This is a genomic window from Solidesulfovibrio carbinoliphilus subsp. oakridgensis (genome assembly GCF_000177215.2).
GTDB lineage: Bacteria > Desulfobacterota > Desulfovibrionia > Desulfovibrionales > Desulfovibrionaceae > Solidesulfovibrio > Solidesulfovibrio carbinoliphilus.
The window spans coordinates 326,766-348,094 of sequence record NZ_CM001368.1 but is presented as its reverse complement, the minus strand read 5'-3'; the positions used below and the strand labels follow the sequence as shown (position 1 = coordinate 348,094).

Here is a 21,329-nt window from a genome sequence, read left to right as displayed (position 1 = left end):
TTAACCCCAAATGAGTCCCATGTCCAGATACCGCCGCCCTTGCTCCGCTTCTTCCTTTCCCTGCCGTGCGGCCGCCAAGGCCCTGATGGCCGTTCTCTTCGCCCTGGCGCTCCGGGCTACGGCCCTGGCCGGCGTCATCGACGTCGAGGGCGACGCCTACCGCCTGGACGGGGGTCGGCCGGTCACCGGAGCCTGGGAGGTGGCCGAAAAAATCGCCGTGGCCAAGGACGCGGCCATCGTGGTCATGGGCAAAAACGCCAAGCCGTCTGCGGTCCAAAACATCCTCCAGCTCCTCGAGAACCTCCACGTGCCCACGCTCCTCACCAAAAAGGCCGACTACAAGCCCCTGGTCGAGCGCGGCGTCCTCAAGCCCACCCGCACGCCTTGACAGCCCACCCACCCCCCGGTACTGCCCTGAAACGACCTGGGCGCCCTTGCGGGCTTAATAGGGAATCCCGTTAGAATCGGGAGCGGTCCCGCCGCCGTCAGTCCCCCGAAAAGTCGGCCTCCTCGCGTGCCACTGGGAAAACCTCCCGGGAAGGCCGGGGCCGATGGGACGAGCCGGAAGACCTGCCCGGTCAAGGACAACCCGTCGGCGACGAGGGCTTTTGCCGGCCGGGCCTCGGGAACGCGGCACCTCCCGGCGTCACCGCGCGGTCGGACGCGTCTCCCCTTCTCCAAGAGCCCTCCATAACCTGTGGAGGTCAACCCATGTTTCGCCTGTCGCGAACCGTTCTGGCGCTGTGCCTGTCCCTGTGCCTCGCCATCCCGGCCCTGGCCGGCCACGACGCCAAGAAAGAACCCAAGCGGGCCATTGTCGTGGCCGCCTTCGGCACCACCGTGCCCGAAGCCGCCCCGGCCCTCGAAAAAATGGTCGAGCGCGTCAAGGCCGCCTACCCCGGCGTCCCGGTCAGCCTGTGCTACACGGCAGCCATGATCCGCCACAAGCTGGCGAAAGAAGGGAAAATCGTTCCCTCCCCGGCCGAGGCCCTGGCCGTCCTGCCCGACCAGGGCGTCACCGACGTGGCCGTGCTCTCGCTCCAGACCATCCCGGGCCATGAATACGACGATCTCCTGCGCCTGGCCGCCGCGTTTACCGGCCTGCCCAAGGGCCTGCGCAAAGTGGACGTGAGCGCGCCGCTTCTTTTCGGCCAGGACGACTTCCCCCGGGTGGCCAAGGCCCTCCTGGAGGCCGCGCCCAGGGAACGGAAGCCCGGCGAGGCCGTGGTTTTCGTCGGCCACGGCACCGACCATCCGGCCAACATGGCCTATCCGGCCCTGCAATACACGCTTTGGCGGCTCGACCCGGGCGCCTTCGTGGCCACGGTCGAGGGCACGCCGAGCTTCGAAGACGCGGTGTCGGAACTCAAAAAGCGCGGCGTCAAAAAGGCCTGGCTCATGCCGCTTTTCGCCGTGGCCGGCGACCACGCCCGAAACGACATGGCCGGCCCGGAAAAGGACTCGCTCGCCTCGCAGCTCAAAGCCGCCGGCATCGAGGCCGTGCCGGTCCTGTCCGGCAACGGGGACCGCGAGGCCGTGGCCGCCGTGTGGATGGACCACCTGAAAGACACCTTCCAGGCCCTGCCCGGCAGCTGATCGATGGCAAACGCCTGCCCAAGCCACGACGGGGCCCGGCGCGGCCGTTTCCCGGACCTGGCCTTGGCCATGCTGCTGGCCGGGCTGGCGGCCGTGGCCGCCGCCTGCCTGTCCGGAGCCTATCCGGCCCGCCCGGCCCAGGTGGCGGCCGTCCTCGGCCGGGCCGTCGGCCTGCCCCTGGCCGCTCCGGCCGACCCGGCCCTGGCCGCCGTGGTGCTTGACCTGCGCCTGTGGCGGGCCGTCCTGGCCTACGGCGTGGGCGCGGCTCTGGCCGTGGCCGGCGGGGTCTTCCAGGGGGTGCTCAGAAACCCCCTGGCCGACCCCTTCACCCTCGGCGTTTCGGGCGGGGCGGCTTTTGGCGCGGCCCTGTCCCTGACGCTCGGCCTGGCCGCGACCTCGGGCCGGCTTTTCGCCACCCCGGCCTGCGCCCTTCTCGGCGGCGGCGCGGCCCTGGCCGGGGTCCTGGCCCTGTCCCGGCTCTCCGGGGGACTTCGCCGGGAGACGGTGGTCCTTTCCGGCATCATCGCGGCCACCTTCCTCTCGGCCCTGCTGTCCCTGGTCAAGGCCTTAAACGAGGAATCCGTGGCCGGCATCGTCTTTTGGATCATGGGCGGCCTGCAGGGCCGGGGCAAGGCCGAGCTGGCCCTCTTCCTCCCCTGCTTCGCCGTGGGTCTGCTCCTTATCCGGCTCTACATCCGGGAACTCGACATCCTGCTCCTTGGCGAGACGCAAGCCCGCCAGCTCGGCGTGCCGGCCGGCCGGGCCCGGGTGGCGCTCCTGGCCGGGGCGAGCCTGCTGACGGCCGGCGCGGTGGCCGTTTCCGGGGTCATCGGCTTTGTGGGGTTGATCGCGCCCCATGCCTGCCGCCGGCTGTCCGGGGCCGAGCACGGCACGCTTTTGCCCCAGAGCGCCCTCTGCGGCGGGGCCCTGCTCGTGGCCTCGGACGTCCTGTCCCGGGTCATCCTGCCGGACGGCGCGGAACTGCCGGTCGGGGTGGTCACGGCCCTGCTCGGCGGGCCGTTTTTCTGCTTCCTGCTCCTGTCGGGCGGCCGGGGAGACCGGGCGTGATCCGGCTCTCCGGACTTCGGGCCGGCTACGGCGGCCGGGATATCCTGTGCGGCCTGGACCTGCACATCGGGCGAGGCGAGATGGTGGGCCTCCTTGGCCCCAACGGCGCGGGCAAGACCACCCTCCTTTTGGCCGCAACCGGCGTCCTGGCCCCGACCGCCGGCACGGTGTCCCTCGGCGGCCGCGACGTCGGCCGCCTGGCTCCCAGGGAGCGGGCCCGGCTGGTCGCGGCCGTGCCCCAGCGGGCGGAAAGCGCCCGGGAACTGACCGTGCGGTCGTTGGTCCTCATGGGCCGCTATCCCTACCTGTCGCTTCTTGGCGGGTACGGCCCGGACGACCGGGCGGCGGCCAAAGCGGCCATGGAGGCCGTCGGCGTCGCGGACCTGGGGGACCGCCTGCTCGGGGAACTCTCGGGCGGCGAATTCCAGCGGGTGCTGACGGCCCGGGCTCTGGCCCAGGCGGCCGATGTCCTCATTCTGGACGAGGCCTCGGCCAATCTGGACATCGCCCGCAAGATGGAGCTGTATGCCCTGTTGGCCGCGCGCAACGCGGCCGGAACCACCATTGTGGCCGCCCTTCACGACGTCAATCTGGCCGCGCTTTTCTGCCGGCGGCTGGTCTTTCTGAAAAACGGCCGCATCGAGGCCGACGGCCCGGTGGCCGCAGTCTTCACCCGAAACATTCTGTCGAGGATCTATGAAACCGACATCGCTGTCATTGCCCATCCCCAGACCGGCACGCCCCAGGCCCTGGCCGTTCCTGCTGCTGGCGGCCCTGCTCCTGGCTGCGCCGGCCCGGGCCCAGATCACGGTGTCCGATGACGAGGGACGCCAAGTCACCCTGCCGGCCCCGGCCAAACGGATCGTGGCCCTCTACGGCGCGTTCAACGAAATCCTGGCCGGCATGGGGCTCACCGACCGGATCGTGGCCCGCACCGAGGCCGACGACAAGCCGGCCGCCATCGCGAGCCTGCCCGTCATCGGTACCCACATGCGGCCGAACCTGGAGCGCGTGCTGGCCGAAAAGCCGGATCTCGTCCTCCAGATGGCCGGACGCGGCGAAGCCCTGGAAGCGGCCGACCGTCTGGCCGCTCTCGGCCTGCCGGTGGCGGTCTTTGCCATAAACGACTTTGCCGGACTCTTCGCGGCCGTGGAACGCATCGGCCTCCTGACCGGCGCGCCCGAGGCGGCCAAATCCTTGGACACGTCCCTGCGCCAGCGCCTGGAGGCCGTGGCCGCGTCCGCCGCGGGCCGGCCCCAGCCGACGGTCTTTTTCGAAGTCCGCTCCGGGAGCCTCCTCGCCGCCGGCAAGGGTTCCATGGTCGATGCGGTCATCACCGCCGCCGGCGGCAAAAACGCCGTCACCGTGGACAAACGGATCGCCCGCCTGTCCGACGAGGAACTCCTGCGCCTGGCCCCGGAGGTCTGCCTGACCCAGCGCGGCCCCATGAATCCCGAGGCGAGGCCCATGGCCGAGCGGCCCGAATACGCCTCGCTGCCCTGCGTCAAAAACGGCCGGGCCTTTGTGGTCGAGGAGGCCGTCTTTTCCCGGCCCGGACCGGGCAGCGTGGACGCCGTGGAGGAACTGGCCCGGCTGCTGGCCGCCAAACCCGCCCCGGAGGCCCGGCCGTGAGCACCCTTGGCACCCTCTATGGCCTGGGCGTCGGCCCCGGCGACCCGGAGCTTTTGACCATCAAGGCCGCCCGCGTCCTTGGCTCGGTCGCGGCCGTCTTTGCCGCCTCGTCGAGCAAGAACGACTATTCCATTGCCGAGGCCATCATCGGGCCACACCTGCCGCCGGGCACCTCCGTGACCCGCCTGCCCTTTCCCATGACCCGCGACCAGGCCACCCTCGACGCCGCCTGGGCGGCCAACGCCACGGCCATGGCCGTGGTCCTGGCCGCCGGGCGGGACGCGGCCTTCGTCACGCTTGGCGATCCGCTTCTCTACAGCACCTTCGGCTACGTGCTGCCGCTTTTGCGGTCGCGCCTGCCGGAACTGCCGGTGGTCATCGTGCCGGGCGTCACCTCGTTTCAGGCGGCGGCGGCCCGGACCGGCGACGTGCTGGTGGAATCGGGCGAGAATCTGCTTATCGCCTCGGGCGTGGACGAGGACGGGCGGCTCCGCCGGGCCCTGGAAACGGCGGACAACGCCGTCATCTTGAAGGCCTACCGCAACTTCCCAAGGCTGCGGACCCTGCTCGCGGACATGGGCCTGGAAGACAAGACGACCTTCGTCACCCGGCTTGGCCACGACGGCGAGGCCGTCGAACGCGACCTCAGAAACGCCCCGGAAAAACCGCACTACCTGTCGCTGTGCCTGGTGAAACGCGGCAGCTAGCCTGCGTTGCCCGCTGACGCCGTCGCCGCTTCGCGTCCCACTCTCCCCCAAAATACTCGTCCCTCCACCGCCGCCTGCCTCCTCCCCCGCCGGGGAGGGTCCGGGAGGGGATCATCCCCTCCCGGCGGGGTCCGGGGCAGAGCCCCGGCCGCCGGAGGCAACGAAAAAAGGGGACCCCTTGCGGAGTCCCCTTTGTCGGAGCAGTTCGATTATTTTGACTATTCGCCGTCCACGAGCAGCGGGCTGTCTTCCAACTCTTCCAGGAACCGATCCGGCCGTTCGGGCTGGCGCGGCACCTCGATCTCGCTGTCCATGTAGCGGCGGTAGCCGGTGCCGGCCGGGATGAGGCGGCCGACGATGACGTTTTCCTTGAGCCCCCGCAGGGAGTCGTCCTTGCCCATGAGCGAGGCTTCGGTCAGGACCTTGGTGGTCTCCTGGAAGGAGGCCGCCGAGATGAACGAATCCGTGGACAGGGAGGCCTGGGTGATGCCGAGGACCAGCGGTTCGGCCATGGCGGGTTTGAGACCCTCCTGGACGCAGCGCAGGTTCTCTTCCATGAACCGGATCTTGTCCACCTGCTCGCCGATGAGGAAGGTCGTCTCGCCGGAGTCGAGGACCGAGACCTTCTTGAGCATCTGGCGGACAATGATCTCGATGTGCTTGTCGTTGATGCCGACCCCCTGGAACCGATACACGTCCTGGATTTCGTCCACGAGGTACTTGGCCAGGAACTTCTCGCCCTTGATCTTCAGGATGTCGTGCAGTTCGGGATAGCCTTCGGTCAGAAGCTCGCCGGCCTCCACGAAGTCGCCTTCCTGGACCGTGACGTGCTTGCCGCGCGGAATGAGGTATTCCTTGGCGTCGCCGGCTTCCGGGGTGACGATGATCTTGCGTTTGCCCTTGGTTTCCGGACCGGCGGAGATGATGCCGTCGATTTCGGAGACGACCGCCATTTCCTTGGGCTTTCTGACCTCGAAGAGCTCGGCCACGCGCGGGAGACCGCCGACGATGTCCTTGGTCTTGGACGATTCGCGGGGTTTGCGCGCGATGATGTCGCCTTCGAAGACCTCCTGGCCGTCGCGGGCCATGAGGATGGCGCCGACCGGCATGGAGAAGACGGCCAGCGTGTTGGTCCCGGGCCGGACCTTGGGCGTGCCGCGCTCGTCCACGATGGACACCGCCGGCTTGAACGAGGTGGTGCGGTATTCGATGATCGTCTGGGTGGCCCGCTTGGTGGCGTCGTCCACCTTCTCCTGGTAGGTCTTGCCTTCCACGATGTCGGTGAACTTGACGATACCGGCCACGTCCGTGACGAAGGGTTCGTTGAAGGGGTCCCATTCGGCCAGGAGCTGGTCTTTTTTGACCTCCTGCCCGGCCACGGCATAGAGCTTGGAACCGGACGGCAGGCTGTAGCGCTCGCGCTCGCGGCCCTGGTCGTCCACGACCGACACCTGGCCGGACTTGCCCATCATGATGGTGTGGCCCTGCTGGTTGACCACGGACTTGACGCGCGAGAGCGACACGCGGCCGTTGTGCTGGGCCGTCACCGACGACTGGGCGATTTCCCGGGCCGCGGTGCCGCCGATGTGGAACGTGCGCATGGTCAGCTGCGTTCCGGGCTCGCCGATGGACTGGGCCGCGATGATGCCCACGGTCTCGCCGACGTTGACCAAGTGTCCCCGGGCCAGGTCGCGGCCGTAGCACATGGCGCACACGCCGTGCTTGGACTGGCAGGTCAAGGTCGAGCGGATGGTCAGCGAGCTGAATCCCTTGTCCTCGATGATCTGGGCATAGGCCTCGTCGATGACCGAGTTGTAGGGGATCAAGACCTCGTCGGTCTCGGGATCGAGCACGTCGAACATGGTCACCCGGCCAAGGGCGCGCTCGTGCACGCGCTGCTTGATGTCGCCGGCCTTGACGTAGTGCGTGATCTCCAGGCCATCGACCGTGCCGCAGTCGATCTCGGTGATGATGACGTCCTGGACGACGTCGACCAGACGACGGGTCAGGTACCCCGAGTTGGCCGTCTTAAGCGCCGTGTCGGCCAGGCCCTTCCGGGCGCCGTGGGTCGAGATGAAGTACTGGGCCACGGACAGGCCTTCGCGGAAGTTCGACGTGATCGGCGTTTCGATGATCTCGCCGGACGGCTTGGCCATAAGGCCGCGCATGCCGGCCAGCTGGCGCATCTGGTCCGAGTTGCCGCGCGATCCGGAGTGGATCATCATGAAGATCGGGTTGACCGAGGTGTTTCGTTCCTCGCGGCCCGTGGCTTCATCGCGCAGGATATCCCAGGAGATCTCCTTCATCATTTCGGAGGCCACGTCGTTGGTGGCCTTGGTCCAGACGTCGACGACCTTGTTGTATTTCTCGGTACGGGTGATGATGCCTTCGCCGTACTGGATTTCGATGTCGTCCACCTCGTTCTGGGCGGCTTCCAGGAGCTTGGCCTTGGTGGTCGGGATGGCCAGGTCCTTGACGCCGATGGAGACGCCGGCCCGTGTCGCGTACTCGTAGCCGAGGTCTTTCAGGCGGTCGCACAGGATGACGGTCGCCTTGGTGCCGGCCATGCGGTAGGTGTCGCCGACGAGCTTGCCGATGCTGCGCTTGTTAAGCACCGTGTTGACCAGCTCGAAGGGCACGCCCTCGGGCATGAGTTCCCCGACGATGATGCGGCCCGGCGTGGTCTTTATGCGCTCGCCGTTGATGCGGCAGGTGATCTTGGCGTGCAGGCTCACGACCCCGGCGTCCACGGCGCAGATCACTTCGCCCGTGTCGGCGAAGATCTTGCCCTCGCCCTTGGAGAAGCTGCGCTCGACGGTCAGGTAGTAAAGCCCGAGCACGATGTCCTGGGACGGCACGATGATCGGGGTGCCGTTGGCCGGGGACAGGATGTTGTTGGTCGACATCATGAGCACACGGCACTCGATTTGCGCTTCCACGGACAGCGGCACGTGCACGGCCATCTGGTCGCCGTCGAAGTCGGCGTTGTAGGCCGAGCAGACGAGCGGATGGAGCTGGATGGCCTTGCCTTCGACCAGGGTCGGCTCAAAGGCCTGGATGCCCAGGCGGTGGAGCGTCGGGGCACGGTTCAGGAGGATCGGGTACTCGCGGACCACGTCCTCGAGGATGTCCCAGACCACCAGCTCTTCGCGTTCGACCATTTTCTTGGCCGTCTTGATCGTGGTGGCCAGTCCCCTCTCCTCGAGCTTCGAGTAGATAAAGGGCTTGAAGAGCTCGAGAGCCATCTTTTTGGGCAGGCCGCACTGGTGGAGCTTCAGTTTCGGGCCGACGACGATGACCGAACGGCCGGAGTAGTCGACGCGCTTGCCGAGCAGGTTCTGGCGGAAGCGGCCCTGCTTGCCCTTGATCATGTCGGACAAGGATTTGAGCGGCCGGCCGTTGGTGCCGGTGATGGCCCGGCCCCGGCGGCCGTTGTCGAACAGGGCGTCCACGGCTTCCTGGAGCATCCGCTTTTCGTTGCGGATGATGATGTCCGGAGCGCCAAGCTCGATCAGGCGCTTTAAGCGATTATTCCGGTTGATGACCCGGCGGTAGAGATCGTTCAGGTCGGAAGTGGCGAAGCGGCCGCCGTCCAGGGGGACCAGCGGACGCAGCTCGGGCGGGATGACCGGAATGACTTCCATGATCATCCACTCGGGCTTGTTGCCGGAGTCGAGGAAGGCCTCGACGATCTTGAGCCGCTTGATGATCTTTTTCTTTTTGGTCTGTGACTTGGTGGTCATGGACTCTTCGCGCAGCTCGGCGCGAATGGTGACCAGATTGAGCTCTTCGAGCAGCGAACGCACGGCCTCGGCGCCCATGCCGACCACCACCGCGTCCTCTCCGCCGTAGTGGTCGATGACCTGGATGTACTGCTCCTCGGAGATGACCTGGAACTTGGTCAGGTTGGTGTCCTTGGGGTCGAGCACCATATAGGAATCGAAATAGAGGACCTTTTCCAGGTCCACCATGGTCATGTCGAGGAGCGTGCCGATCTTGGACGGCAGGGTCTTCAAAAACCAGATATGGGCGACCGGGGCGGCCAACTCGATGTGGCCCATGCGTTCCCGGCGGACCTTGGAGGCGATGACTTCGACGCCGCACTTCTCGCAGACAATGCCCCGGTGCTTCATGCGCTTGTACTTGCCGCAGTTGCACTCGTAGTCCTTGACCGGTCCGAAGATCTTGGCGCAAAAAAGACCGTCGCGTTCCGGCTTGAACGTGCGGTAGTTGATGGTTTCGGGTTTTTTCACTTCCCCGAAGGACCATTCCCGAATTTTTTCCGGCGCGGCGATGGAAATGCGAATGGATTTAAGGGACCGGCTGGAGACGCCGGTCTGGCCGATGCCACGCATGCTGAACAGTTCGTCCAGAGACATACGGTTACCTCGTATGGCGGGAGGACCCTTCCCGCTTCTGGCCCGGCCGGCGAACCGGCCGGGCGTTGGCGTCGCAAATGGCTATGTCAAAAGGCCGCGTGCGGCTGGCGTTGCGGACCCGGGGTCGGCCGGCCGGTTCCGGGGGAATCCGGCGCTTAAAGGCGCCGCATCCGGTCGGAGGGCTGGTTCCCGGGTGCGCCGCCCTTAGCGCCGGGGCGGAGCCTTGACGATCTTTTTCTCGTCCTGAATGAGGTCCACATCAAGGCCCAGGGACATGAGCTCCTTGACCAGGACGTTAAACGATTCGGGCAGACCGGCTTCCAGGAAGTTGTCGCCCTTGACGATCTTCTCGTACATCTTGACGCGCCCGCCGACGTCGTCGGACTTGACGGTCAGGAATTCCTGCAACAGGTAGGACGCGCCGTAGGCTTCGAGGGCCCAGACTTCCATTTCACCCAGACGCTGGCCACCGAACTGGGCCTTGCCGCCGAGCGGCTGCTGGGTGACCAGGGAGTAAGGACCGGTCGAACGGGCGTGGATCTTCTCGTCGACCAGGTGGTGGAGCTTCAGGATGTACATGCAGCCCACGGTGACCGGCCGGTGGAAGGCCTCGCCGGTGCGGCCGTCGTACAGGGTGACCTTGCCGTCCTCGGGCAGGCCGGCCTGCTTGAGCCAGCCCCACATCTCGTCCTCGGTGGCGCCGTCAAAGACCGGAGTCTTGGCCACGATGCCTTTTTTCAGGCCCTTGAGGGCCTTTCGGAGTTCGTCGTCGGTCATGCCGTCGATCATGGCCACGGTGTCCGCGGCGGAGAAGACGGACTTGGCCTCGGCCCGCACGCCTTCCATGGGCTTGCCGGACTCGATAAGGGCGGCCAGCTGCTTGCCGAGCTCCATGCCGGCCCAGCCGAGGTGGGTCTCCATGATCTGGCCGATGTTCATGCGCGAAGGCACGCCCAGGGGGTTCAAGACGATGTCGACCGGCGTGCCGTCCGCGAAAAAGGGCATGTCCTCTTCCGGCAGGATGCAGGAGACGACGCCCTTGTTGCCGTGGCGGCCGGCCATTTTGTCGCCCACGTTGAGCTTTCTTTTGACGGCCACGTAGACCTTGACCATCTTGATGACGCCGGGGGGCAGATCGTCGCCCTCGGTCACCTTCTCGCGCTTCTGGTCGTAGACGCCCTTCACGAAGTGGATGTGGCGGTCGTACTCGTCGAGAAGTTCGGCCACGGCCTCGTTGGCTTCCTTGGACGAGAAGATGCCGGAAAGCTTCTTGATCGGCAGCGTTTCCAGAAGCTCCTGGGTGATGGGATGGTTGGCCTCGAGAAGGACCTCGTTTTTCTTGGACCCCTTGATGGTCTGGAAGACGGTCTTGCCGGCGACCAGCGGCCAGATGCGGCGGCGCATGTTGGCGGCGATGGCGTCGATGTGCTGGCCTTCCTTGATATCCAGGCGGGAGAGCTCGTAGTCCTCGATGGACCGGGTGCGCTCGTCCTTCTCGCCGGAGCGGCGGTTAAAGACGCGCACGTCGATGACCGTGCCCTCGATTCCGGGCGGGACCTTCAAGGACGTGTTCTTCACGTCCCGGGCCTTGTCGCCGAAGATGGCGCGCAGGAGCTTTTCTTCCGGAGTCAGCTGGGTCTCGCCCTTGGGCGTGATCTTGCCGACCAGGATGTCGTCCGGCACGACCTTGGCCCCGATGCGGATGATGCCGCACTCGTCGAGGTCGTTTAACATCTCCTCGCCCACGTTCGGGATGTCGCGGGTGATCTCCTCGGGTCCGAGCTTGGTGTCCCGGGCCACGACCTCGAATTCCTCGATGTGGACCGAGGTGAAGGTGTCGTCCTTGACGGCCTTCTCGGCGATGAGGATGGAGTCCTCGTAGTTGTAGCCGCACCAGGGCATGAACGCGACCAGCAGGTTCTTGCCCAGGGCCAGCTCGCCGTCGCGGATGCCCGGGCCGTCGGCCAGGACATCGCCCTTGACCACCCTCTGGCCGACCCGCACGCGCGGGACCTGGCCGAAGCAGGTGTTCTGGTTGGACTTGTGGTGTTTCAAAAGCTCGTAGGTCTTGGCCCCGCCGGTGTCGGGCGAGACGGTGCCGTCGTAGCAGACGATGACCCGCTCGGCATCGGCATAGTGGACCACGCCCGGAGCCTCGGCCAGCAGGCACGAGCCCGAGTCCTTGGCCACCGGACCTTCCATGCCCGTGCCGACCAGCGGCTGCTCGCACCGCAGGAGCGGCACGGCCTGGCGCTGCATGTTCGAACCCATGAGCGCCCGGTTGGCGTCGTCGTGCTCCAGGAACGGAATGAGCGCGGCCGAAACGGACACGATCTGGCTCGGCGAGATGTCCATCAAGGTGACCTGCTCGCGCGGGGTCATGATCAGGTCGCCGCGGATGCGGGAGCCGACCATGGGATGGATGAACCGGGCCTCCGCATCGAGCTCGGCGTTGGCGCCGGCGATGACCTCGTCGATCTCGCGGGTGGCGTCGAGGTAGACGACCTCGTCGGTCACCTGGCTGTCGCGCACGACCCGGTACGGCGTCTCGATGAAGCCGAAGTCGTTGACCTTGGAATGGGTGGTCAACGACACGATAAGACCGATGTTCGGGCCTTCCGGCGTCTCGATCGGGCAGATGCGGCCGTAGTGCGAGGTGTGGACGTCGCGGACCTCGAAACCGGCCCGCTCACGGGTAAGCCCGCCCGGTCCCAGGGCCGACAGGCGGCGCTTGTGGGTGACTTCGGAGAGCGGGTTGGTCTGGTCCATGAACTGCGACAGCTGGGAGGTGCCGAAGAATTCCTTCAGGACCGCGGCCACGGGCTTGGGGTTGATCAGGTCGTGGGGCATGAGCGTGGCCACTTCCTGGAGGCTCATGCGCTCCTTGATGGCGCGCTCCATGCGGACAAGACCGATGCGGTACTGGTTTTCCACCAGCTCGCCGACCGGACGGACCCGGCGGTTGCCGAGATGGTCGATGTCGTCGGCCGGGCCGTGGGAGTCCTTCAAGAACGTCAAGTGCTTGACGGCCTTCAGGATGTCGTCGTTGGCCAGGGTGCGGAAATCGAGCGGCTGGTCGATCTTGAGGCGCGCGTTGAGCTTGTAGCGGCCGACCGGCGACAGGTCGTAGTAGTCGGAATTGCGGAACAGGTTCTCGAAGAAGTTGGCCGCGATTTCCGGGGTCGGCGGCGACGACGGGCGCAGGCGGCGGTAGATCTCGACCTGGGCCGTGATGGTGTCGATGGTCTTGTCGAGGGCCATGGTGTCGCGGATGGACGAGGAGGTATCCACGCCCCGGGTATGGAGCACCGGGAAGTCGGCGACGCCCGCGTCCTTCAGCTTTTCCACCACGTCCGGGGTCAGCTCGTCGGCGGCCTCGGCCAGGACCTCGCCCGTGGCCACGTCCAGCACGTCCTCGGCCAGGAACAACCCGGTCAGGGTGGCGGGATCGACCTCGATCTTCTCGATGCCAGCCTCGAGCATCAGCCGCCAGGCCCGCTTGGTGATGGGCTTGTCCACGGCCACGATGGTCTTGCCCTCGGCGTCGCGGACTTCGCCGTAGGCCTTTTCCTTGCGGTAGAAATCGGGATGGACCTGGCGGAAGACCCGGGGGCCTTCCACGGTGAAGTGCTCGATCTCGTAGAAATAGCGCAGAATGTCGACGCGCGACATGCCCATGGCCTTGAAAAGAATCGTGGCCGGCATCTTCCGGCGACGGTCGATGCGGACATAGAGGATGTCCTTGTGGTCGTAGTCGAAATCGAGCCACGAGCCGCGCATGGGGATCACGCGGCAGGAATAAAGGACCTTGCGGCTGGTGTGGCTCTTGCCGGAGTCGTGCTCGAAGATGATGCCGGGGGAGCGCTGGAGCTGGTTGACGATGACGCGCTCGGTGCCGTTTATGATAAACGTGCCCTTCTCGGTCATCAGCGGCACCGTGCCGAAATAAATGACCTGCTCCTTGATGTCGCGGATGGTACGGTTTTCCGTTTCCTCATCCACGTCGTACACCACCAGGCGGACCTTGATGCGAAGGGGGGCCTCGTAGGTCAGGCCCTTGCCGATGCACTCGGGAACGTCGTATTTTGGCTCGCCGATCTCATAGCTGACATACTCCAGCGAGGCGGTTCTATTGAAGTCCTCGATGGGAAAGACCGAACGGAAGACGCCTTCAAGCCCCGCGTCCTCCCGGCTGGTGGGGGGGACGTCCTTTTGCAGAAAAAGCTCGTAGGAGTCGATCTGCAGGTTGAGCAAGTGGGGAATGGTCAGCGTTTTGACGATCTTGCCGAAATTTTTGGTCAGCTGGGCCATTTTTTCCTCTGTTGCAGGGCTACGACGTTGGAAAGAAGTCGGGCGTGGGGGACGCCCCTCATCGGCCTTGCGAGGCGCGGGTCGCGCCGGTTTCGCCTCTGCCGGGCAATGATATGCCGGCGGCGGGTCTGCGGGAAGCGTTTACCGAAAAAAAAGGGAAAAAGAGCGCCCCCGCCCCTATGGAGAGGGGGCGCCCTTTCGTGTCGACAGCGAAGGCGTCGGCCGCCTTACTTGATTTCGCAGGTAGCTCCGGATTCATCCAGCTGCTTTTTGGCATCCTCGGCCTCGGCCTTGGACACGGCTTCCTTGATGGTGGAGGGCAGCTCGTCGACCTTGGCCTTGGCTTCCTTGAGCCCAAGACCGGTCAGGGCGCGCACGACCTTGATGACGGCGATCTTGTTGCCGCCGGCACCGGTCAGGATGACGTCGAACTCGGTCTTCTCTTCCTCGGCCGGGGCGGCATCGGCGGCCGGGGCGGCCATCATCATGCCCATCGCCGGGGCGGCGGCAGAAACGCCGAACTTTTCCTCGAGCTCTTTGATGAACTGGGAGAGTTCGAGGACGGTCATATTGGCGATGAAATCGACAACCTGCTCTTTGGTGATCTCGGACATGGAATGATTCCTCCTAAAACGTTCGCTTTGGCGGAAGCTCGCTTACGCGGCTTCCTTTTTTTCCTTGACGGCCGAAAGGGCGTACAGCATGCCGCGAATGACGTTCGCGAACAGGCCAACGAAGTTGGTGGGCACGGCGTTCATGGTGCCGAGGGTCTTGGCCAGCAGTTCCGGCTTGCTCGGCAGCTTGGAAAGCTCGACGACGCCGGGGGCGTCGATGATCTTTCCGGACAGGCTGGCAAGCTTGACCGAGAATTTCTTGCTGGTCTTGGCGTACTCCACAAGGACCTTGGCCGCGACGACCGGGTCGTCGTATCCGAAGGCAACAGCGTTGTTTTCCTTCAGATGGTCCTTGAGGGCGTCATGTTCGCCGCCTTTCACCGCCAGACGGGCCAGGGTATTTTTTACCACCTGGTAATCGATACCCGCGGCGCGGAGCTTGACGCGCAGTTCGGTCAGCTCCTCCACCGTCATGCCACGAAAGTCGGTGACCACCGCAATGCCGGCCCGGTCCGCCTTGGCGCGCAGTTTCTCGATGATCTCGTTTTTTTGCGCACGTTGCACGGTACCTACCTCCACATGCGGGTTGGAGGGCCTTCAAGTGAGCCAAAGCGTGGTCTCGGCGGGAAATTAAGGGGAACGCCCCCGCCCGCTGTCTCTGACTCGCCTTCCATGCCCTGTTTTATATCGAAAAATCGTCCCTGGCCAAAGGACGTGCCTCTGGCCTGGGACAATCACAAACTAGGAGTGCGCGGACGCGTTAGCTTTCAAGCAGCTTTCGCACCGATTGGGTGTCCACCTTGATGCCGGGGCCCATGGTCGTGGCCAGGGCCATGGCCTGGAGATACGTGCCCTTGGCGGCCGAGGGCTTCAGGCGCATGACCGTGTCGATCACGGCGCGGAAATTGTCGAGCAGCTTCTCGGGGCCGAAGGAGCGCTTGCCGAGGGGGACGTGGAGGACGCCGGCCTTGTCGACCTTGAACTCGACCTTGCCGGCCTTGAGCTCCTGCACGGCCTTGCCGATGTCGAAGGTGACGGTGCCGGTCTTGGCGTTGGGCATGAGACCGCGGGGGCCGAGGATCTTGCCGATCTTGCCGACGGTGGCCATCATGTCCGGGGTGGCCACGGCCTTGTCGAAGTCCAGGAAGCCGCCCTTGATCTTTTCGATCAGGTCGTCGCCTCCGGCGTAGTCGGCTCCGGCCTCGCGGGCCTCGGCTTCCTTGTCGCCCTTGCAGAAGGCCAGGACGCGCACGCTCTTGCCGAGCCCGTGGGGCAGGGAAACGGCGCCACGAACCATCTGGTCGGAATATTTGGGATTGACGCCGAGGCACAGGGCCACGTCAACGGTCTCGTCGAACTTGGCGACGCCCGTCTTGACGGTCAGGGCCATGGCTTCAGTGAGCTCGAATTTTTCAGTGAGGTCGACGTCTTTGATCGCCTCGCGGTACTTCTTTCCGTGCTTGGCCATTGCGGAAATTCCTCTTGCGTTCGTGCCGGTTAGACGATCTCGATGCCCATGCTGCGGGCCGTTCCGGAAATGGAGCGGCAGGCGGATTCCAGGTCCTTGGCCGACATGTCCACAAGCTTGAGCTTGGCGATCTCTTCGATCTGGTCCTTGGTCACCTTGCCGACCTTGTTCTTGTTGGGCTCGCCCGAGCCCTTGTCGATCTTGGCGGCCTTGACCAGAAGAACGGACGCCGGAGGGGTCTTGGTGATGAACGTGAAGGAGCGGTCGGCGTAGATGGTGATGAGCGCCGGGATGATGGTGCCTTTCTGCTCCATGGTCCGGGCGTTGAACGCCTTGCAGAACTCCATGATGTTCACGCCGTGCTGGCCGAGCGCCGGACCGACCGGAGGAGACGGGTTGGCCGAGCCGGCCGGAAGCTGCAACTTGACCTTGGCGGTGATCTTCTTGGCCATTGTGATTATCCTCGAGAGGGCAACGCCCCTAGTTTTTGCTGACCTGCACGAAATCGAGCTCCACCGGCGTCTGACGGCCGAAGATGGAAACCGACACGCGAAGCTTGCCCTTGTCGTAGTTGACGTCTTCGACCACGCCGTTGAAGCCGCCGAAGGGGCCGTCGATGACCCGGACGTCGTCGCCCCGTTCGAAGTGGTATTTGGGCCTTGGCTGTTCCTGGCGGCTGACCATGAGGCTTAAGATCTTGTCCGCCTCGCTGTCGCGCATGGGCGTCGGCTGGTTTTTGCCGCCGATGAACCCGGTGACGCGGGGAATGGACTGGACCAGGTGCCAGGAATTGTCGTTCATGGCCATCTTGACCATGACGTAGCCGGGATAGAACTTGCGGGTGGAGGTCTTTTTCTCGCCCTTGACCAGTTCGATGACCTTCTCAGTGGGGACGACCACTTCCTCGATGCTTCCGCCGTCCTGGCCCGTGCGCATCATCTCGCGGATGGTCTGCTCCACCCGGTTCTCGAAACCGGAATAGGTGTGGACGATGTACCATCTGGCGGGGGCGCGTTCTTCTTCGGAGCGCTGTTCGTCGGAGCCTTCTTGTTCAACCATGATCTATCCCGTTACGAGAGGATGAACGCGACGAGCCGGGACAGGGCCATATCGACGACACCCAGGTAAATGGCCATGACAACGCTAAAGACCAGGACCGCGATGCCGGTCTTCACCGTCTCTTGGCGCGTGGGCCAGGTGACCTTTTTCAGTTCGACCTTGGACTGCTCGAAGAATTCCCTGCCCGCGTCGATACGCGCCTTGAGGGACTTGTCCGAGCCGGCCGCACCGTCGGCGGACTTGGTTCCCGCCTTGCATGCAGCGGGCTTGGCCTTGACGGGCTTGTCCGCGGCGGCAACCGCCTGTGTCTTTTCTTTGGCCATGACCTACGCCTTACTCGAAAATGGCAGGGCAGGAGGGATTCGAACCCCCAGCCCTCGGATTTGGAGTCCGATGCTCTACCGTTGGAGCTACTGCCCTGCGTTATAAACCGGCGCTACTTGGTTTCCCGATGGACCGTATGCTTACGATCGAACGGGCAGTACTTCTTGACCTCGAGGCGGCCGGTGGTGTTCTTTTTATTCTTTTCCGTGGCGTAGTTCTTGCGTTTGCACTCGGTGCACTGCAGCTGGATATTGATACGCATCATTTACTCCACGATTTCCGACACGACGCCGGCGCCGACGGTGCGGCCGCCTTCGCGGATGGCGAAGCGCAGGCCCTTTTCCATGGCAATGGGGGCGATCAGCTCCACGTTGAACGTGGCGTTGTCACCCGGCATGACCATTTCGACCCCTTCATCGAGGGTCACGACGCCCGTGATGTCGGTCGTGCGGAAATAGAACTGGGGACGGTAGCCGGTGAAAAACGGGGTATGGCGGCCGCCCTCTTCTTTGTTGAGGACGTACACCTCGGCCTTGAACTTGCGGTGCGGGGTGATCGAACCCGGCTTGGCCAGCACCTGGCCGCGCTCCACGTCGTCACGCTTGACGCCGCGCAGAAGCACGCCCACGTTGTCGCCGGCCTGGCCCTGGTCCAGGATCTTGCGGAACATCTCGACACCGGTGCAGGTCGTCTTGACCGTGTCCTTGATGCCAATGATCGCCACTTCGTCGCCGACCGTGACGATGCCGCGCTCCACGCGTCCGGTCACCACGGTGCCGCGGCCGGAGATGGAGAAGACGTCCTCAATGGGCATGAGAAACGGCTTGTCGATGTCGCGCTTGGGCTCGGGAATGAACGAATCGCAGGCGTCGAGCAGCTCGAAGATCGGAGCGGCCTCGGGGCTGTTGACATCGGCGGCTTCGAGGGCCTTGAGGGCCGAACCCTTGATGACCGGAATGTCGTCGCCCGGGAACCCGTACTTGGAGAGCAGCTCGCGAACTTCGAGCTCGACCAGCTCGAGCAGTTCCGGATCGTCGACCAGGTCGACCTTGTTCATGAACACGACCAGCTGGGGCACGCCGACCTGACGGGCCAGCAGGATGTGCTCACGGGTCTGGGGCATGGGGCCGTCGGTGGCCGCGACCACCAGGATGCCGCCGTCCATCTGGGCCGCGCCGGTGATCATGTTCTTGATGTAGTCGGCGTGGCCGGGGCAGTCGACGTGGGCGTAGTGCCGCTTGTCGGTCTGGTACTCGACGTGGGCCGTGGCGATGGTGATGCCGCGCTCTTTCTCTTCCGGCGCCTTGTCGATCTGGTCAAAAGGAATATACTCGCCAAAACCCTTCATGCTGGCCAGACGCGTGATGGCCGCGGTCAGCGTGGTTTTGCCGTGGTCGATGTGACCAATGGTGCCGATGTTTACGTGCGGCTTGTTCCGCTCGAATTTCGCCTTGCCCATGTCGTCCCCCTGCCTAAGCGGTTTGGCTTCTCAGGTTTTGTGAGGTGATTGAGATATGGAGCCCACGACCGGATTCGAACCGGTGACCTCTTCCTTACCAAGGAAGTGCTCTACCGACTGAGCTACGTGGGCTTTATTCTGCGTAGGACACGGGAGGCTTTGGAGCGGGAAACGAGACTCGAACTCGCAACCCTCAGCTTGGAAGGCTGATGCTCTAGCCAATTGAGCTATTCCCGCGTATGTCACACGTAGTCCATGCGACAGGGCTTCCTGTCTCCTACTGCATTCGCGCACTTATGGTGGAGGGGGGAGGATTTGAACCTCCGAAGGCGTACGCCGACAGATTTACAGTCTGTTCCCTTTGGCCACTCGGGAACCCCTCCGCTCTGGAGCTGGCGATGGGACTCGAACCCGCAACCTGCTGATTACAAATCAGCTGCTCTGCCAGTTGAGCTACGCCAGCTGCTCAAGAGGCAGCAAACTAGCTCGCAGAGTCGGGTGTGTCAAGTCTTTTTTTCGCTCACTCTTTGGCCACGTCCGCTTCACACAGACGCGAAGAGGGGTCTTTACCCCCATCCCCCACCCCTGGCAAGGGCTTTTTGCCTTTTCCCGCGTTTTTTTTCACTCCCACCCCGAATCCCGTTCCCGGACAGGCCGACGCGGCCGGTCCGGCCGCGTTGTCATCCGCCCCGAACCGACGTATAGGGAGACAACCAAAGTCGTCCCCGCAACCTCCACCCGCGAGCGTCCTGTGAAGAACATGCAAAAACACCATCGATTTTCCCTCTGGTACGTCCTTATCGCCATATGGGGCGTCCTGCTCCTCAATAACTTCATCGTCACCACCTACGGCCCCAAAAACCTCCCCTACTCCGAGTTCCTCCAGAAGTTGCAAGCCGGCGACATCAACGAGGTCTCGATCACCGGCGACGTCATCAGCGGCACCATGAAGGACCAGGAGAACGGCGAGGCCAAGACCGTGGACTTCACCACCCGGCGGGTGGACCAGAACCTGTCCACCGAACTCTCCAAGTACAACGTCCACTTCCGGGCCCAGCCCGAATCCACGTTCTTGCGCGACATCCTGTCCTGGGTCATCCCGATCCTGCTCTTTTTCGGCATCTGGTACGTGCTCATGCAGCGCCTGAACCCGGGCTCGGGCGTCATGGCCTTTGGCAAGAACAAGGCCCGGGTCTATGCCGAAAAGGACCTGCCGACCCGGTTTACCGACGTGGCCGGCTGCGACGAGGCCAAGGCGGAACTGGTCGAGATCATCGATTACCTCAAGACCCCGGAGCGGTTCCAGCGCCTGGGCGGCCAGATGCCCAAGGGCGTCCTGCTCATCGGCCCGCCCGGCACCGGCAAGACGCTCCTTGCCAGGGCCGTGGCCGGCGAGGCGCAAGTCCCCTTCTTTTCCATCTCGGGCTCGGAGTTCGTGGAGATGTTCGTTGGCGTCGGCGCGGCCCGGGTCCGGGAACTTTTTGTCCAGGCCAAGGAAAAGGCCCCGTGCATCATCTTCATCGACGAGCTCGACGCCATCGGCAAGTCCCGGGCCGGGGCCATCGTCGGCGGCCATGACGAGCGGGAACAGACCCTGAACCAGCTTCTGGTCGAGATGGACGGCTTCGATCCCCGGGTCGGCGTCATCATCATGGCCGCCACCAACCGGCCCGAAACCCTGGACCCGGCGCTTTTGCGGGCCGGCCGCTTCGACCGGCAGGTGCTGGTCGACAAGCCGGATGTGGCCGGCCGCGACGCCATCCTGCGCGTGCATGCCGCCAAGATCGTCCTCGGCAACGATGTGGACCTGTCGGTCATCGCCCGCAAGACCCCCGGCTTTTCCGGGGCCGACCTGGCCAACGTCATCAACGAGGCCGCCCTGCTCGCCGCCCGAAAGGACAAGGACGCCGTCGGCATGCCCGACCTCGAGGAAGCCGTGGACCGCCTCATGGGCGGCCTGGAAAAGAAGAACAAGGTGATCAATCCCAAGGAGAAAAAGGTCGTGGCCTACCACGAGGCCGGCCACGCCCTGGTCGCCACCTTCACCGCCGGCGCGGACGCGGTGCACAAGATCTCCATCGTGCCGCGCGGCATCGGGGCCCTGGGCTGGACCCAGCAACTCCCCACCGAGGACCGCTACCTCATGACCCACCTCGAACTCCTCGGCAAAATCGACGTGCTCCTCGGCGGCCGGGGGGCCGAACGGCTCGTTTTCGGCGACGTCTCGACCGGGGCCCACAACGACCTCCAGCGGGCCACCGACATCGCCCGGGCCATGGTGGCCGAGTACGGCATGGGCCAGACGCTCGGCCCGGCCACCTACCCGCGCCAGAACCGGCCGGTCTTCCTCGGCGCGGACCAGGGCGGGCTGGCCGGCCGGGAGTATTCCGAAGCCACGGCGGCCAAGCTCGATACCGAGATCAAGGAAATCCTGGTGGCCTCCCAGGAACGCGTGGCCGAACTGCTCGGCTCCCACCGGGAAGAACTCGAACGCGTGGCCGGGACCCTGCTCGAAAAAGAAAGCCTGGACGAGGCGGAATTCAAGGCCCTGCTCGGCCAGGCCGGCGCGACGGCCTGACGGCAAATGACCTTTGGGGCGGCCCGCTTTCCCCTCTCCCGGGATTCGGGGCCGCCCATCCCTGTCCTTTTCCGCAAGCTCCGGTCCTACCGCCCCGGGGCGCGGCACATGACGCAACCATGCGAAAGCCCGGC

General features: G+C 64.8%; 17 protein-coding genes, 5 tRNA genes and 1 riboswitch. Of the genes, 7 read left to right on the top strand and 15 right to left on the bottom strand.

The features are described 5' to 3' along the window. Window positions 1–85 precede the first annotated feature (85 nt). The 6 genes from DFW101_RS01520 (at window position 86) to cobI (ending at window position 5,003) form a co-directional block, all read left to right on the top strand. Entirely contained in the window at window positions 86–388 is a 303-nt protein-coding gene (locus DFW101_RS01520) for a hypothetical protein (protein ID WP_009179765.1), read from the top strand. 26 nt (window positions 389–414) lie between these two features. After that, window positions 415–592, top strand: a riboswitch (cobalamin riboswitch). 119 nt (window positions 593–711) lie between these two features. Next, window positions 712–1,596, top strand: coding sequence for a sirohydrochlorin cobaltochelatase (locus tag DFW101_RS01515; RefSeq protein WP_009179764.1), 885 nt, complete (start codon window positions 712–714; stop codon window positions 1,594–1,596). A 3-nt stretch (window positions 1,597–1,599) separates the two neighbouring features. After that, window positions 1,600–2,664, top strand: a complete 1,065-nt coding sequence (locus DFW101_RS01510; protein WP_009179763.1) for a FecCD family ABC transporter permease — start codon at window positions 1,600–1,602, stop codon at window positions 2,662–2,664. Then, entirely contained in the window at window positions 2,661–3,485 is an 825-nt protein-coding gene (locus DFW101_RS01505; protein WP_009179762.1) for an ABC transporter ATP-binding protein, read from the top strand. The genes DFW101_RS01510 and DFW101_RS01505 overlap by 4 nt, the downstream gene beginning before the upstream one ends. Before the next feature lie 43 nt (window positions 3,486–3,528). Then, window positions 3,529–4,296, top strand: a complete 768-nt coding sequence (locus DFW101_RS01500) for an ABC transporter substrate-binding protein (RefSeq protein ID WP_043643079.1) — start codon at window positions 3,529–3,531, stop codon at window positions 4,294–4,296. After that, the gene (gene cobI / locus DFW101_RS01495; protein WP_009179760.1) at window positions 4,293–5,003 is read left to right on the top strand and encodes a precorrin-2 C(20)-methyltransferase; all 711 of its coding nucleotides are present in this window, start codon (window positions 4,293–4,295) and stop codon (window positions 5,001–5,003) included. Before DFW101_RS01500 ends, cobI begins: the two co-directional genes overlap by 4 nt. Before the next feature lie 218 nt (window positions 5,004–5,221). On the opposite strand, the gene rpoC is transcribed toward cobI, so the two are convergent. The 15 genes from rpoC to DFW101_RS01420 all read right to left on the bottom strand — a co-directional run bounded on the left by rpoC (window position 5,222) and on the right by DFW101_RS01420 (window position 19,080). Continuing rightward, window positions 5,222–9,382 carry a DNA-directed RNA polymerase subunit beta' gene (gene rpoC / locus DFW101_RS01490; protein WP_009179759.1) on the bottom strand — a complete coding sequence of 1,387 codons (4,161 nt, stop codon included), beginning with the start codon at window positions 9,380–9,382 and terminating at the stop codon, window positions 5,222–5,224. 204 nt (window positions 9,383–9,586) lie between these two features. Then, window positions 9,587–13,693 carry a DNA-directed RNA polymerase subunit beta gene (gene rpoB / locus DFW101_RS01485; protein WP_009179758.1) on the bottom strand — a complete coding sequence of 1,369 codons (4,107 nt, stop codon included), beginning with the start codon at window positions 13,691–13,693 and terminating at the stop codon, window positions 9,587–9,589. Window positions 13,694–13,920: 227 nt separating this feature from the next. Further along, window positions 13,921–14,307, bottom strand: coding sequence for a 50S ribosomal protein L7/L12 (gene rplL / locus DFW101_RS01480; RefSeq protein WP_009179757.1), 387 nt, complete (start codon window positions 14,305–14,307; stop codon window positions 13,921–13,923). Window positions 14,308–14,349: 42 nt separating this feature from the next. Beyond that, window positions 14,350–14,871 carry a 50S ribosomal protein L10 gene (gene rplJ, locus DFW101_RS01475; protein WP_009108920.1) on the bottom strand — a complete coding sequence of 174 codons (522 nt, stop codon included), beginning with the start codon at window positions 14,869–14,871 and terminating at the stop codon, window positions 14,350–14,352. Window positions 14,872–15,067: 196 nt separating this feature from the next. Continuing rightward, complete coding sequence (rplA, locus tag DFW101_RS01470) at window positions 15,068–15,775, bottom strand: 50S ribosomal protein L1 (protein ID WP_009108921.1); 708 nt, start codon at window positions 15,773–15,775, stop codon at window positions 15,068–15,070. A 29-nt stretch (window positions 15,776–15,804) separates the two neighbouring features. Then, a complete protein-coding gene (gene rplK / locus DFW101_RS01465; RefSeq protein ID WP_009108922.1) occupies window positions 15,805–16,227 on the bottom strand; it encodes a 50S ribosomal protein L11 in 423 nt (140 codons plus the stop codon). Window positions 16,228–16,255: 28 nt separating this feature from the next. Next, window positions 16,256–16,834: a transcription termination/antitermination protein NusG gene (gene nusG, locus DFW101_RS01460; protein ID WP_009108923.1), complete on the bottom strand. Its 579-nt coding sequence runs from the start codon at window positions 16,832–16,834 to the stop codon at window positions 16,256–16,258. Between the two features lie 11 nt (window positions 16,835–16,845). Further along, window positions 16,846–17,157, bottom strand: coding sequence for a preprotein translocase subunit SecE (gene secE / locus DFW101_RS01455; protein ID WP_009179756.1), 312 nt, complete (start codon window positions 17,155–17,157; stop codon window positions 16,846–16,848). Window positions 17,158–17,178: 21 nt separating this feature from the next. Beyond that, a tRNA-Trp gene (locus tag DFW101_RS01450) sits at window positions 17,179–17,254 on the bottom strand. A gap of 16 nt (window positions 17,255–17,270) precedes the next feature. Then, window positions 17,271–17,420, bottom strand: coding sequence for a 50S ribosomal protein L33 (gene rpmG, locus DFW101_RS01445; protein WP_009179755.1), 150 nt, complete (start codon window positions 17,418–17,420; stop codon window positions 17,271–17,273). Between the two features lie 3 nt (window positions 17,421–17,423). Beyond that, a complete protein-coding gene (tuf, locus tag DFW101_RS01440; protein ID WP_009179754.1) occupies window positions 17,424–18,617 on the bottom strand; it encodes an elongation factor Tu in 1,194 nt (397 codons plus the stop codon). A gap of 56 nt (window positions 18,618–18,673) precedes the next feature. Then, window positions 18,674–18,749: transfer RNA gene (locus DFW101_RS01435), tRNA-Thr, on the bottom strand. Between the two features lie 28 nt (window positions 18,750–18,777). After that, window positions 18,778–18,854: transfer RNA gene (locus tag DFW101_RS01430), tRNA-Gly, on the bottom strand. 60 nt (window positions 18,855–18,914) lie between these two features. Then, window positions 18,915–19,000: transfer RNA gene (locus DFW101_RS01425), tRNA-Tyr, on the bottom strand. A 4-nt stretch (window positions 19,001–19,004) separates the two neighbouring features. After that, a tRNA-Thr gene (locus tag DFW101_RS01420) sits at window positions 19,005–19,080 on the bottom strand. Window positions 19,081–19,377: 297 nt separating this feature from the next. Between DFW101_RS01420 and ftsH the strand changes: the two genes are divergently transcribed. Further along, entirely contained in the window at window positions 19,378–21,195 is a 1,818-nt protein-coding gene (gene ftsH / locus DFW101_RS01415) for an ATP-dependent zinc metalloprotease FtsH (RefSeq protein WP_009179753.1), read from the top strand. Window positions 21,196–21,329: the final 134 nt, after the last annotated feature.